The sequence below is a fragment of the Streptomyces sp. R33 genome (genome assembly GCF_041200175.1).
GTDB lineage: Bacteria > Actinomycetota > Actinomycetes > Streptomycetales > Streptomycetaceae > Streptomyces > Streptomyces katrae_B.
This window is the reverse complement of sequence record NZ_CP165727.1, coordinates 964,905-976,766: the sequence shown is the minus strand read 5'-3', so window position 1 is coordinate 976,766 and position 11,862 is coordinate 964,905. Positions and strand designations below refer to the sequence as shown.

General features: G+C 74.0%; 15 protein-coding genes. 13 read left to right on the top strand and 2 right to left on the bottom strand.

Features of this window, described 5'->3' with window-relative positions; genetic code table 11:
- Positions 1–56: 56 nt before the first annotated feature.
- From hypA to hypE, 6 genes are read left to right on the top strand one after another with little or no spacing between them, the layout of a single operon-like run.
- The gene (gene hypA / locus AB5J51_RS04950; RefSeq protein WP_369776953.1) at positions 57–464 is read left to right on the top strand and encodes a hydrogenase maturation nickel metallochaperone HypA; all 408 of its coding nucleotides are present in this window, start codon (positions 57–59) and stop codon (positions 462–464) included.
- A gap of 3 nt (positions 465–467) precedes the next feature.
- Positions 468–1,232, top strand: coding sequence for a hydrogenase nickel incorporation protein HypB (hypB, locus tag AB5J51_RS04945; RefSeq protein ID WP_369776952.1), 765 nt, complete (start codon positions 468–470; stop codon positions 1,230–1,232).
- The gene (gene hypF / locus AB5J51_RS04940; protein WP_369776951.1) at positions 1,232–3,616 is read left to right on the top strand and encodes a carbamoyltransferase HypF; all 2,385 of its coding nucleotides are present in this window, start codon (positions 1,232–1,234) and stop codon (positions 3,614–3,616) included. The genes hypB and hypF overlap by 1 nt, the downstream gene beginning before the upstream one ends.
- Complete coding sequence (locus tag AB5J51_RS04935; protein WP_240805243.1) at positions 3,585–3,944, top strand: HypC/HybG/HupF family hydrogenase formation chaperone; 360 nt, start codon at positions 3,585–3,587, stop codon at positions 3,942–3,944. Before hypF ends, AB5J51_RS04935 begins: the two co-directional genes overlap by 32 nt.
- Positions 3,941–5,074 carry a hydrogenase formation protein HypD gene (hypD, locus tag AB5J51_RS04930; protein ID WP_053789211.1) on the top strand — a complete coding sequence of 378 codons (1,134 nt, stop codon included), beginning with the start codon at positions 3,941–3,943 and terminating at the stop codon, positions 5,072–5,074. Before AB5J51_RS04935 ends, hypD begins: the two co-directional genes overlap by 4 nt.
- 16 nt (positions 5,075–5,090) lie before the next feature.
- Positions 5,091–6,152 (top strand): hydrogenase expression/formation protein HypE, encoded by a 1,062-nt coding sequence (hypE, locus tag AB5J51_RS04925; RefSeq protein WP_369780215.1) that lies wholly within the window; start codon positions 5,091–5,093, stop codon positions 6,150–6,152.
- Positions 6,153–6,162: 10 nt separating this feature from the next.
- Here the strand turns inward: hypE and AB5J51_RS04920 are convergent, their stop codons facing one another.
- Positions 6,163–6,291, bottom strand: a complete 129-nt coding sequence (locus tag AB5J51_RS04920) for a hypothetical protein (RefSeq protein WP_276611395.1) — start codon at positions 6,289–6,291, stop codon at positions 6,163–6,165.
- A gap of 33 nt (positions 6,292–6,324) precedes the next feature.
- Positions 6,325–7,164 (bottom strand): class II glutamine amidotransferase, encoded by an 840-nt coding sequence (locus AB5J51_RS04915; protein WP_053789364.1) that lies wholly within the window; start codon positions 7,162–7,164, stop codon positions 6,325–6,327.
- Positions 7,165–7,357: 193 nt separating this feature from the next.
- Between AB5J51_RS04915 and AB5J51_RS04910 the strand changes: the two genes are divergently transcribed.
- Genes AB5J51_RS04910 through AB5J51_RS04880 form a run of 7 tightly spaced genes read left to right on the top strand, consistent with a single transcriptional unit; the run spans position 7,358 to position 11,728 of the window.
- A complete protein-coding gene (locus AB5J51_RS04910; protein ID WP_053789213.1) occupies positions 7,358–7,831 on the top strand; it encodes a hypothetical protein in 474 nt (157 codons plus the stop codon).
- On the top strand, positions 7,828–8,148 hold the full coding sequence (locus tag AB5J51_RS04905) for an MrpF/PhaF family protein (protein WP_053789214.1): 321 nt from the start codon (positions 7,828–7,830) through the stop codon (positions 8,146–8,148). Before AB5J51_RS04910 ends, AB5J51_RS04905 begins: the two co-directional genes overlap by 4 nt.
- Position 8,149: 1 nt before the next feature.
- On the top strand, positions 8,150–8,452 hold the full coding sequence (locus AB5J51_RS04900) for a monovalent cation/H(+) antiporter subunit G (RefSeq protein ID WP_369776950.1): 303 nt from the start codon (positions 8,150–8,152) through the stop codon (positions 8,450–8,452).
- Entirely contained in the window at positions 8,445–8,762 is a 318-nt protein-coding gene (locus AB5J51_RS04895) for a DUF4040 domain-containing protein (protein ID WP_053789216.1), read from the top strand. The genes AB5J51_RS04900 and AB5J51_RS04895 overlap by 8 nt, the downstream gene beginning before the upstream one ends.
- Positions 8,759–9,556, top strand: coding sequence for an MnhB domain-containing protein (locus AB5J51_RS04890; RefSeq protein WP_369776949.1), 798 nt, complete (start codon positions 8,759–8,761; stop codon positions 9,554–9,556). The genes AB5J51_RS04895 and AB5J51_RS04890 overlap by 4 nt, the downstream gene beginning before the upstream one ends.
- Positions 9,556–9,903 carry a sodium:proton antiporter gene (locus AB5J51_RS04885; protein WP_053789217.1) on the top strand — a complete coding sequence of 116 codons (348 nt, stop codon included), beginning with the start codon at positions 9,556–9,558 and terminating at the stop codon, positions 9,901–9,903. The genes AB5J51_RS04890 and AB5J51_RS04885 overlap by 1 nt, the downstream gene beginning before the upstream one ends.
- Positions 9,904–9,907: 4 nt before the next feature.
- On the top strand, positions 9,908–11,728 hold the full coding sequence (locus AB5J51_RS04880; RefSeq protein ID WP_369776948.1) for a complex I subunit 5 family protein: 1,821 nt from the start codon (positions 9,908–9,910) through the stop codon (positions 11,726–11,728).
- Positions 11,729–11,862 lie beyond the last annotated feature (134 nt).

Genomic DNA, 11,862 nt, shown 5'->3' with positions numbered 1-11,862 from the left:
CCGACCGCCCCGTACGGCGCCGGCCGGTCTAATGAGCCCCGGCAGGACGGAGTCCCATGCACGAGATGTCGATCGCCGTGGCCGTGGTGGCCCAGGTGGAGGAAGCCGCCGAGGCCGGCGGCGCCGGGGCCGTCACCTCGGTCCGGCTCCAGGTCGGTGAGCTGGCCGGGGTGGTACCCGACGCCCTCGCCTTCTGCTTCGAACTGGCCTGCGCCGGAACGCTCCTGGAAGGTGCCGAGCTCGTCACGGAGCCCGTCCCGGCCCGCGCGCACTGCCGCTCCTGCACGGGCGGCTGGGCGGTCGGCATGCCGCCCCGGCTGGTCTGCCCCGGCTGCGGGCAGGCCACGGAGGTCGAACTCCTCGCCGGACGCGAGCTGCAGATCCTCAGCGTGCACTGGGAGGACGGCCCCGCCTGCGACCGGCCCCCCGCCCCCATCCGCGAACCGATCTCCGAGGAGCGCTGAACCATGTGCCGTGTGGTCGACCTGAAGCAGGCGGTCCTCGCCAAGAACGACTCGGCCGCGCACACCCTGCGCGCCGAGCTCACCGCCCGCGGCACCACGGTGGTCAACCTGCTGTCCAGCCCGGGAAGCGGGAAGACCGCCCTGCTGGAACGCGAACTCGGGCTGGCGCGCGAGCGCGGCGTGCCCGTCGCCGCGCTGACCGCCGACCTCGCCACCGAGAACGACGCGCTGCGACTGGCGCGTTCGGGCGTCCCCGTCAAGCAGGTGCTCACCGACGGGCTCTGCCACCTCGAGGCCGCGATGCTCGGGCGGCACCTCGACGGCTGGATGCCCGAGGACACCCGGCTGCTGTTCGTGGAGAACGTCGGCAACCTCGTCTGCCCCGCCTCGTACGACCTGGGGGAGACGCTGCGCGTCGTCCTGGCCTCGGTGACGGAGGGCGAGGACAAACCGCTCAAGTACCCGACGGCGTTCGGGCTCGCCCACCTCGTCGTGGTGACGAAGACGGACATCGCACAGGCCGTGGAATTCGACGAAGCCGCCTTCCGCGCACACGTCCAGCAGGTCAACCCCGGCGTGGAGGTGGTGCTGACCTCGGCCCGCGCGGGCGAGGGCGCGGGCATCCTGCTCGACCGGGCGCTGGCGGCCGGCGCGGGTGGCGCGGTGCACGCCCCGGTCATGGCACAGCAGCACCCCACGCACCACCATCACGATCACGATCACCAGGCCGGGGGCCACTCGCACTCCGCCGTGGTGCCGACCCGCTGATGGAAGCCGTACAGCGCCGCCGGGTCGTCGTGCGCGGAGTGGTGCAGGGCGTGGGCTTCCGGCCGTACGTGTACACCCGAGCGACCGGGCTCGGCCTCGCCGGGCACGTCACCAACACCCCCGAGGGCGTCGTCGCCGAGGTCGAGGGTGCGCCGGCGGCCGTATCGGCCTTCTGCGAGCGGCTCGCGGCCGACGCCCCGCCCCTGGCGGTCGTCGACGCCGTCGACCACTGCGAGGTCCCCGTCGCAGGCGGCGCCGGCTTCACCATCGTCGCCTCCCGGTCCGGCGGACCCGCACGCACCCTCGTCTCCCCGGACGTGGCCACGTGCGCCGACTGCCTCGCGGAGCTGGCCGATCCCGCCGACCGGCGCCACCGGCACCCCTTCATCACCTGCACGCACTGCGGTCCCCGCTTCACCATCGTCACAGGGCTCCCGTACGACCGGGTGCACACCACCATGGCCCGCTTCCCGCTGTGCCCCGACTGCGCCCGCGAGTACGCCGACCCCGCCGACCGGCGCTTCCATGCCCAGCCGGTGGCCTGCCCCGCCTGCGGACCCCGGCTGCGGCTCCTCGCCGGCTCGCCCCCGCGCGAGGGGGCGTACGCCGACCCGGTCGCCGAGGCCCGCCGGCTGCTGGCCGACGGGGCGATCCTCGCGGTCAAGGGCCTCGGCGGCTACCACCTCGCCTGCGACGCCGGGCACGCCGGCGCCGTGGCCGAGCTGCGGCGCCGCAAGGCCCGTGGGGACAAGCCATTCGCCCTGATGGCCCGGGACCTCGCCGACATCGAGCCCCTCGTCCACCTCGGCCCGGCCGAACGGGAGCTGCTCAGCGGACCCGTCCGGCCCATCGTCCTGCTGCGCCGCCGCCCCGGCGCCGCCGCCCGGGAGCTCGTCGCCGACGCCGTCGCCCCGGGCAGCCCCGACCTGGGCGTGATGCTCCCGTACACGCCCGTCCACCACCTGCTGCTCGGCCTGCCCGGCGACCCGCCCGGCCCCCGCCTGCTCGTCATGACCAGCGGGAACCTGTCGGGCGAGCCCATCGTCACCGACGACACCGAGGCCCTGGACCGGCTCGCCGGGCTCGCCGACGGCTGGCTCACCCACGACCGGCCGATCCACGTCCCGTGCGACGACTCCGTGGTGCGCGTCTGCGACGGCGAGGTGCTGACCCTGCGCCGCTCCCGCGGATACGCCCCGCTGCCCCTGGACCTGCCGCTGCCCGTGCCGACCGCCCTCGCCGCCGGAGGAGACCTCAAGAACGCCTTCTGTCTCGGCGAGGGCCGCAAGGCCTGGCTGTCCGCGCACATCGGCGACATGGACGACCTGGCCACGCAGTACGCCTTCGAACGCGCCGAGCAGCAGCTGGAGTCCATCACCGGTGTACGCCCCGGACTGCTCGCCGCCGACCGGCACCCCGGCTACCGCTCCGGCCGCCTGGTCCGGGACCGGGCCGCCGGCCGCCCGGTCGTCGCAGTCCAGCACCACCACGCGCACGTTGCGTCCACGATGGCCGAACACGGCCTCGACGGCGCCCGCCGGGTGATCGGTGTCGCCTTCGACGGCACCGGATACGGCGACGACGGGGCCGTCTGGGGCGGGGAGGTGCTGCTGGCGGACTACGCCGGGTACACCCGGTTCGCGCACCTCGCCTACGTCCCGCTGCCGGGCGGCGATGCCGCCGTGCACCGGCCGTACCGGATGGCCCTGTCCCATCTGCGCGCCGCCGGACTCGACTGGGACCCGGACCTGCCCTGCACGGCAGCCTGCCCGCCCGACGAACTGCGACTGCTCCGGCGTCAGTTGGAGCGCGAACTGTACTGCGTCCCGACCTCCAGCATGGGCCGCCTCTTCGATGCCGTCTCCTCCCTCGCGGGCGTATGCCACCACGCCGGGTACGAGGCCCAGGCCGCCATCGAGCTGGAGAGCGCGGCGCTCGCGGGGTCCGGGACGCAGGCGCACGGCGGGTACGCCTTCGCGCTGCACCCGGGGGAACCGCACGCCGCGACCCCGGTCACTGCCGACCCGGCCCCCGTACTGGCGGCGGTCGTGGCCGACGTACGGGCGGGTACGAGCCGGGCATTGATCGCCGCCCGCTTCCACACGGCCGTGGCCGACCTCGTGTGCACGCTGGCCGTCCTCGCGCGCGAGCGGCACGGGCTCGACACCGTCGCCCTGACCGGCGGGGTGTTCGCCAACACCGTGCTCTCCTGCGCCTGCGCCCGCGGACTGCGCGAGCGCGGCTTCACCGTACTGCGCCACCACCGCGTCCCGCCGAACGACGGCGGGCTGGCCCTCGGCCAGCTCGTGGTGGCGGCCTGTGCCCCGCACCACCCACAGCAAGGAGAGGGCCATGTGCCTGGCGGTACCCGGCAGAGTGCTTGACATCGGGGAGAAGGACGGCACCCGCATGGCGACCGTCGACTTCGGCGGAGTGGTCAAGGAGGTGTGCCTCGAATACCTGCCGGACCTGCAGGTCGGCGAGTACGCCATCGTCCACGTCGGCTTCGCCCTGCAGCGCCTCGACGAGGAGTCGGCCAAGCAGACGCTCGAACTATTCGCCCAACTCGGCATGCTCCAGGAGGAGTTCGGCGATCCGTGGGAGCGGGCCGCGGCCGAGGCGGGCGCCGGTGACGGGGACTGGCCCTTCGCCGACGACATCGCGCAGCAGCCGCACACCGGGGACGCCGTACAGGAGGCGCAGCAGCAGTGAAGTACATCGAGGAATTCCAGGACCCCGAGCTGGCCCGCCGCCTGCTCGACGACATCCACGCCACCGTCACCCGGCCCTGGGCGCTGATGGAGGTCTGCGGCGGCCAGACCCACACCATCATCCGGCACGGAATCGACCAACTACTGCCCGAACAGGTCGAGTTGATCCACGGCCCGGGCTGTCCGGTGTGCGTGACCCCGCTGGAGGTCATCGACAAGGCGCTGGAGATCGCCTCCCGCCCCGGGGTGATCTTCTGCTCGTTCGGCGACATGCTCCGCGTCCCCGGGACCGGCCGCGACCTGTTCCAGGTGCGCAGCGAGGGCGGCGACGTACGCGTGGTGTACTCTCCGCTCGACGCCCTGCGGATCGCACAGCAGAACCCGGCGCGCGAGGTGGTCTTCTTCGGCATCGGCTTCGAAACCACCGCGCCGCCCAATGCCATGACGGTCCATCAGGCGAAGAAGCTCGGCATCCCCAACTTCAGCCTCCTCGTCTCCCACGTCCGGGTGCCCCCGGCCATCGAGGCGATCATGACCTCCCCGAGCTGCCGGGTGCAGGCCTTCCTCGCCGCCGGGCACGTGTGCAGCGTGATGGGCATGGGGGAGTACCCGGAGCTGGCCGCGCGCCACCGGGTCCCGATCGTGGTCACCGGCTTCGAACCGCTGGACATCCTCGAAGGCGTACGCCGGGCCGTACGGCAGCTGGAACGGGGCGAGCACACCGTCGACAACGCCTACGCCCGCGCCGTCCGCCCGGAGGGGAACCCGGCCGCCCTCGCCATGCTGGAGGACGTCTTCGAGGTCACCGACCGCGCCTGGCGCGGCATCGGCGTCATCCCCGCCAGCGGCTGGCGGCTGTCCGCCCGCTACCGCGACTACGACGCCGAGCACCGCTTCTCGGTGACCGGCATCGCCACGCAGGAACCCGCCGAGTGCCGCAGCGGTGAGGTCCTCCAGGGCCTGATCAAGCCGCACGAGTGCGAGGCCTTCGGCACCACCTGCACCCCGCGCACCCCGCTCGGCGCCACGATGGTCTCCAGCGAGGGCGCCTGCGCCGCGTACTACCTCTACCGGCGCCTCGACCTCGCGCCGGCCCGGACCGCACCGCTGGAGGCGAGCCCCGTTGTCTGAGACCGTTTCCGACGCCGTGTCCGCGACCGCACTCGACATCAGCGGCTGGACCTGCCCGGCCCCGCTGCGCGACCGCCCCCGGGTGGTGATGGGTCACGGAGGCGGCGGCGCCCTCTCCGCCGAGCTCGTCCAGCACGTCTTCGCACCCGCCTTCGGCGGCGAGGTGCTCGCCCAGCTCGGCGACTCCGCCTCGGTCACCCTGGGCGGGGCCCGGCTTGCCTTCTCGACCGACTCGTACGTGGTGCGGCCGCTGTTCTTCCCCGGCGGCAGCATCGGCGACCTCGCGGTCAACGGCACGGTCAACGACCTCGCCATGAGCGGGGCCCGCGCCGCCTACCTCTCCTGCGGGTTCATCCTCGAGGAGGGCGTGGAGATCTCGGTGGTGGCCCGCGTCGCCGAGGACCTCGGAGCGGCCGCGCGCGCCGCGGGAGTCGAGGTGGCCACCGGCGACACCAAGGTCGTGGAGGCCGGCCACGGCGACGGCATCTACCTCAACACCGCGGGCATCGGGCTCATCCCCGACGGGGTGGACCTGCGCCCGCAGCGCGTCGTACCGGGTGACGTCGTCATCGTCAGCGGGGAGATCGGCCTGCACGGCGTGGCCATCATGAGCGTCCGCGAGGGCCTCGAATTCGGGGTGGACGTCAAGAGCGACTGCGCACCACTGGGCGGGCTCGTCCGGGCCATGCTCGCCGTCACCCCCGACCTGCACGTGCTGCGCGACCCCACGCGCGGCGGGCTGGCGGCCGCCCTGAACGAGATCGCGGCCGCCTCGGGCACCGGGGTCGTCATCCAGGAGGGCCGCGTCCCGGTCCCCGAGGCCGTGGGCAACGCCTGCGCGATCCTCGGCCTCGACCCCTTCTACGTGGCGAACGAGGGCAAGCTGGTCGCCTTCGTACCCCGCGAGCACGCCGACGCCGTCCTCGACGCGATGCGCGCCCACCCGCTGGGCCGGCACGCCACGGTGATCGGCGAGGCGGTCGAGGCGCACCCGGGCCTCGTCGTGGCTCGCACCGGCCTCGGCGGCACCCGCGTGGTCGACCTGCCGATCGGGGAGCAGCTGCCCCGCATCTGCTGAGGCGGGGGCCCTACGGATCGGCCGGCAGGGTGCGCAGGTCGCCGATCCGGTAGCCCCGGGAGCGGACCGCGTCGATGATCTGCGGCAGGGCCCGTGCGTCGAGCACGGGGCCCTGCCCGTCGAGCGAACCGACGTGCATCCGGACGATCCCGCCCGGCGGTGATCCGTGACATCAGGGAAGCTCGGGGATGAAGGGGAGGTAGTCCTCCGTCGCCGGGGAGGGCACGACGGCGTAGCTCGCCTCGGGGAGTTCGTTCCACACGCCGGGGAGGTCGCCCAGCGGTTCGGAGACCACCAGCCGGGTCGCGTCGGAGACCTCCCGCAGGAACGGCAGTTCCGGGTACAGCTGCCGTACGGTCTCGGCCTTGCTGCTGTAGTACAGCGACCGCGACTGGCCCGCGCTGGAGTAGCGGAAGGCCCACACGCGCTCGCCGTCGCTGACCGCGATCGTCATCTGCAGCGGGTCGGCGACGCCGTGCTCCTTGCCGAGCCGCTCCACCAGGCCCGCCATCCGGGCGACCGCTCCGGGGACGTCCTGGTCGAGGCCGAAGGTGACGGCCAGGTAGAACATCACCTCGGAGTCCGTCGAGCCCTCGATGCACGAGAACAGGGCCGGGTCGACGGCCATGTACAAGTCGCGCTGCAAACGGTGGAAGTCGGTGATCGCGCCGTTGTGCATCCACAGCCAGCGGCCGTGCCGGAAGGGGTGGCAGTTCGTCTGCTGGATCGCCGAGCCGGTGGAGGCGCGGACATGGGCGAAGAACAGCGTCGACCGGACGTGCGCGGCCAGTTCCCGCAGGTTGCGGTTGTTCCAGGCCGGCCCGATGTCCCGGAAGATCGCCGGGGTCGCCCCGCCGTCGGCGCTGTACCAGCCGATGCCGAAACCGTCGCCGTTGGTCGACTCGACACCCATCCTGGCGTGGAGGCTCTGGTCGATCAGCGAGTGTTCCGGCTGGTAGAGAACCGCGTCGAGCAGCATCGGCGAACCGGAGTAGGCGAGCCATCGGCACATCAGCATCATCCCTCTCCTGAGGCTCGTACGAGCCTATCGCGGCCGGGGTCGCGCTGCTCCGCGGCCGTCACGTGCCCGCAGCGGCGGGCTTGACCCGCACGGGTGACATCTACCGCGCCGGGCGCCGGTCTGGGGCGCGGGTGGCGGACCGCTGCCGAGAATCTGTGTCTGCGGCCCAGGGAAGGGGAGACAGGTGCGCGGCACGGTCGAGATCCTCGTGTGGTGGGCGGTGCTGATGGGAGCCACGCTGGTGTCGATCAGCTCACCGGGACCCGTCGAACTCCTGGTGGCCGGTGCCGCGGCGGCCGGTGCCGCCGTGACGGCACGGCTGATGCGGCGGGCGGCGGACGTACGGGTCCGGGGAGCCTCCGGGGCGCTGCGGGCGGTCGTCGGGCTGCCGCCGGCCGCCGCGCAGGGTCTCGCCGTACTGGTGGGCGTACTGGCCAGGCCGCGAGCAGGCGCGGGCAGGGGCCGGACCCGGCGGATCCGGCTGCGCGAGGGGGCAGACCCGGGATGGGCCGGGGTGGCGCTCGGATGGTCCGCCGACACCTGCGTGATCGACCTGCCGGACGACGGCCGTGCGCAGGCCGTCGTCCACACCTTCCGGCCCGAGACGGCCCCCAGCGGTCCGGAGCGAGCGCTGGCCCGCCGGGACGGCACGCGGTGAGCGGCGTCCCGGTTCCCGCCTGGTCGGCGGCCTCGCTCGTGCTGCTCGCGGCCGCCTGGCCCGCCTGCCTGTGGGCGGCGGCCCGCGGCGGTGCCGTACGGCGGCTGGCGGGGCTGTGCATGGCGGGCACGGTGACGGGCGCCGTGCTCCTGCTGCTGCCCATGGCGTACGACCGGTCCTCCTACCAGGACGTGGCCCTCGTGTTCGCGGTTCTGTCACCGGCCGGGGTGCTGGTCTTCACCCGCTTCGCGGGCGCCGGAACGGGCGCCGACGCGGACGCCGGCGCCGTTGCGGACGCGGACCCCGGGGACGGCTGAGATGGCCGTGGCGCACGTGGCGGCCGCCGTACTGCTGTGGCTGGGCGTCACCTGCCTCCTCGCGGGCGCGGGAGCACTGGTGCTGCTGCGCGGGAGCCTCGAACGGCTGCACGCACTGGCCCCCGCCAACGGGCTCGGCGTACCGCTGATCGCCTGCGCCGTGGCCCTGGAGCAGGGCGCGGGCCGGGCAGCCGTGAAGACCCTTCTCATCGGGCTGCTGCTCGCCGTCGGCGGGACCGTGACCACCATCGCCGTGGGCAAGGCCACCACCGACGAGCAGAAGGGCCGGCCCCGGCATGGATGACGCACTGACCGCCGTCGCCCTGCTGCTCGTCGTGGCGGCCGCGACCCTCGCCGTCCTGTGCCGGGAGCCCGTGCGCCAAGCCGCGGCCCTCGCCGTGCTCGGGCTCGCGCTGACCCTCCTGTTCGTCGTACTCCAGGCCCCTGACGTGGCGCTTTCGCAGCTCGCGGTCGGCACGGCGCTGACACCGCTGCTGATCCTGCTCACCGCGCGCAAGGTCCGCCGCCCGCCTGCCGAGGAGTCCGCCCCCGAGGACGGCGGGCAGCACGGCGACCGGGACGGCCGTGGGCACGCCCCGCAGGACCGGCCGTGAGGGACCGCACCCGGCTGCTGCTCCTCGGCTGCGCCTGCGCGGTGATCGCCGGCTTCTTCACCGCCGCCTGCCCGCGGCTGCCCGCCTTCGGCACCGACCTCCATCGGTACGGGGACCGCGCCGTGGCCGCCGCGCTGGCCCACCAGACCGCCAACGTGGTGTCCTCGGTCAATTTCGACCTCCGGGCGCTCGACACCCTCGGTGAGGAGACGATCCTCTTCGTCACCGTCCTCGCCTCGACCCTGCTGCTGCGGCTGGCCCGTGACGAGCGCAAGGCGCCGCCCCGGAGTGAGCGTGCCCTGCCCACCACCCGGCTGTTCGGGGCCGTCCTGCTGCCCGTCGCCCTCGTGGTGGGCGTGTACGTCGTGGCGCACGGGCAGCTCACGCCCGGCGGCGGGTTCCAGGGAGGCGTCGTCCTCGCCACCGCCCTCCACCTGGCCTACCTCGCAGCCGACTACCGGGTCCTGGAACGGGTCCGGCCGCTCGAGGCCCTCGACGTCACCGACGCGCTGGCCGCCGTGTCGTTCACGGCGCTGGGTCTGGCGGGCCTCGCGGCCGGCGGCGCGTTCCTGGAGAACGTCCTGCCCTTCGGCACCTTCAACCAGATCACCTCGGGCGGCCTCGTCCCGCTCCTCAACGTGGCCGTCGGCGTCGAGGTCGGTTCCGGGCTGATCGTGCTCCTGGCCCACTTCCTCGACCAGGCCGTCGAGATCACCGAGCCGGACGGGCACCCCCACCCCGGGGGCCGCCCCCACCGCCGGCCCGCCACCGCCCCGCAGGAGGACGAGAACTGATGGGTGTCCTGCCCTTCCTGGCCGCCGGGTGGGTGCTGCTGACCGCCCTGTACGGGCTGGTCACCAGCCGTAACCTCATCCACGCCATCGGCTGCCTCGCCGTCGCCCAGTCGTCCACGTACCTGATGCTGCTGGGCGTCGGATACCGCCGCGGGGCCACCGCACCCGTGTACGGCGACCTCGAGCCCGGCAGCCGGCCCGTGGTCGACCCGGTCGTCCAGGCCCTGACCCTCACGGACATCGTGGTCGGCGCCACCGCGACCGCCCTCCTGCTCGCCCTCACCATCCAGCTGCGCAAGCGCCACGGAACGGTCGACCCCCAGGCGCTCACCGCGCTCAAGGGCTGACGCCATGGCGGACGCCGAGGCGCTCCTCCCGCTGGCCGTCGCGATCCCGCTGATCGGGGCCGTCCTGCTGGCCGTGGCCGGCCGGTGGCTGCCCCGGCTCGGCTGCGACCTCCTCGCCACCGCGACCGCGGCGGCCGGCCTCGGCTGCCTGGTCGCCCTGTGGCCGCACACCGCGAACCGGGCGGCCGTCCGGATCGGCGGACACCCCGCGGACATCGGGATCGTCCTGCTCGCCGACCCGCTCGGCACCGGACTGGCCCTGCTCGCCGCGGTGCTCGTCCTCGCCGTGATCGTGTACTCCTGGCGCTACTTCGACGAGCCGGCCGGGGACCGGGCCGGGGTCTTCCCCGCGCTGCTCCTGCTCTTCGAGGCGGGCATGGTCGGCTTCGCGCTGACGGCCGACCTGTTCAACGCCTTCGTCTTCTTCGAGCTCATGAGCGTCGCCGCGTTCGCGCTCACCGGCTACCGCATCGAGGACCCGAGGCCGCTGCAGGGCGCCCTCACCTTCGGGATCGTCACTTCCTTCGCCGCGTACGGCTCCCTCCTCGGCATCGCCATGCTGTACGCCCGTACCGGGGAGCTCAACCTCGCCCGGCTCGGGGAGCGGCTCGACGGGCAGCCCACGGACGCCCTGACGGTGGTCGCGTTCGTCCTCGTCGTCACCGCGTTCCTGGTCAAAGCCGCGGCCGCACCGTTCCACTTCTGGCTGCCCGATGCGCACGCCGTCGCCCCGACACCGGTCTGCATGCTGATGTCCGGGGTGATGGTCGAGCTGGGCGTGTACGGGGTCGCCCGCGTGTACTGGGCGGTGTTCGCCGGGCCCGGCGGGATCCCGCATACCGCCTTCCGGACCACCTTCGTCGCGGTCGGCGTCGTCACCGCGCTGCTCGGGGCCCTCATGTGCTGGCCGCAGCGGCACTTGAAGCGGATGCTGGCCTTCTCCACCGTCAGCCACGTCGGGCTGTTCCTCGTCGGCGTCGCCCTCCTCACCCCGGCCGGCACCGGCGCCACGGCGGTGTACGTGGCCGGCCACGGCTGCGCGAAGGCGGCGCTGTTCGGGCTGTGCGGGGTACTGCTCGACCAGTACGGATCGGTGGACGAGTACGGGCTGCACGGCAAGGCGCGCGCCCACCGGGCGGTGGGCCTGCTGTTCGCCCTGGGCGCCCTGGTCCTGGCCGGACTCCCGCCGTTCGGCGCGGGTCTGGGCAAGGCACTCGGCGAGGAGGCGGCGGGCCATGCGCTGTTGCCGGTGTTGCTCCTCACCTCCGCGGTGACCGGCGCCGCGCTGCTGCGCGCCACGGCCCGGATCTTCTGGGGAGCCGGGCCGCCCCCGCGCAAGGCACCCGCAGACGCCGAGACCACCGGGGAGGGGGAGGAACCGGAGGTGCGCGCCGCCCGGCAGTCACCACGTCCGCCCATGGTCGCGGTACCGGCCGCGCTGCTGCTCCTGGGCCTGCTCGTCGGCACCGTACCGGCGGTCGCCGAGAGCCTGGGCCACGGCGCGGAGCTGTTCACCGACCGGGCGGGCTACGGCGCGGCCGCGGGCGGCAGCGAGCTCCGGGGCGGCGCGGCACCGGAGGCGGTCGCGACGGAGTGGACCGCGGTGGGCGCCGGACTCGGCGTGGCCTCGGCAGCCCTGGCCTGCCTGATGGCCGGGGCAGCGCTCTGGTGGCCGGGCGGTGTCGCCCTGCGGCGGGCGTCGGCCGCCGCGGTCCTGCCGCTGCGCCGCCTGCACTCGGGGCTGCTCGGCGACTACCTGGCCTGGCTGGCCGTGGGCATGGCCGCACTCCTGCTGGCCGTTGCCCTCCAGGCGCAGGGTGCATGACCGTACGTCAGACAGGACGGCGGCGACGGCAACGCGCTCACCCGGGACGGGTACGGTGTGGCCAGGCGACCAGGACGAGCCACGATGTTGGGTACCCTCTCGGTTGGCTTCGGGGCTTCGGCGGGCTGAACTGC

Excerpts from the sequence above, each read along its gene's own strand:
- hypA (WP_369776953.1), top strand. The coding sequence starts at position 57 with ATGCACGAGATGTCGATCGCCGTGGCCGTGGTGGCCCAGGTGGAGGAA.
- hypB (WP_369776952.1), top strand. The coding sequence starts at position 468 with ATGTGCCGTGTGGTCGACCTGAAGCAGGCGGTCCTCGCCAAGAACGAC.
- hypF (WP_369776951.1), top strand. The coding sequence starts at position 1,232 with ATGGAAGCCGTACAGCGCCGCCGGGTCGTCGTGCGCGGAGTGGTGCAG.
- AB5J51_RS04935 (WP_240805243.1), top strand. The coding sequence starts at position 3,585 with ATGTGCCTGGCGGTACCCGGCAGAGTGCTTGACATCGGGGAGAAGGAC.
- AB5J51_RS04920 (WP_276611395.1), bottom strand. The coding sequence starts at position 6,291 with ATGCACGTCGGTTCGCTCGACGGGCAGGGCCCCGTGCTCGACGCACGG.
- AB5J51_RS04915 (WP_053789364.1), bottom strand. The coding sequence starts at position 7,164 with ATGTGCCGATGGCTCGCCTACTCCGGTTCGCCGATGCTGCTCGACGCG.
- AB5J51_RS04900 (WP_369776950.1), top strand. The coding sequence starts at position 8,150 with ATGGCCGTGGCGCACGTGGCGGCCGCCGTACTGCTGTGGCTGGGCGTC.
- AB5J51_RS04895 (WP_053789216.1), top strand. The coding sequence starts at position 8,445 with ATGGATGACGCACTGACCGCCGTCGCCCTGCTGCTCGTCGTGGCGGCC.
- AB5J51_RS04885 (WP_053789217.1), top strand. The coding sequence starts at position 9,556 with ATGGGTGTCCTGCCCTTCCTGGCCGCCGGGTGGGTGCTGCTGACCGCC.
- AB5J51_RS04880 (WP_369776948.1), top strand. The coding sequence starts at position 9,908 with ATGGCGGACGCCGAGGCGCTCCTCCCGCTGGCCGTCGCGATCCCGCTG.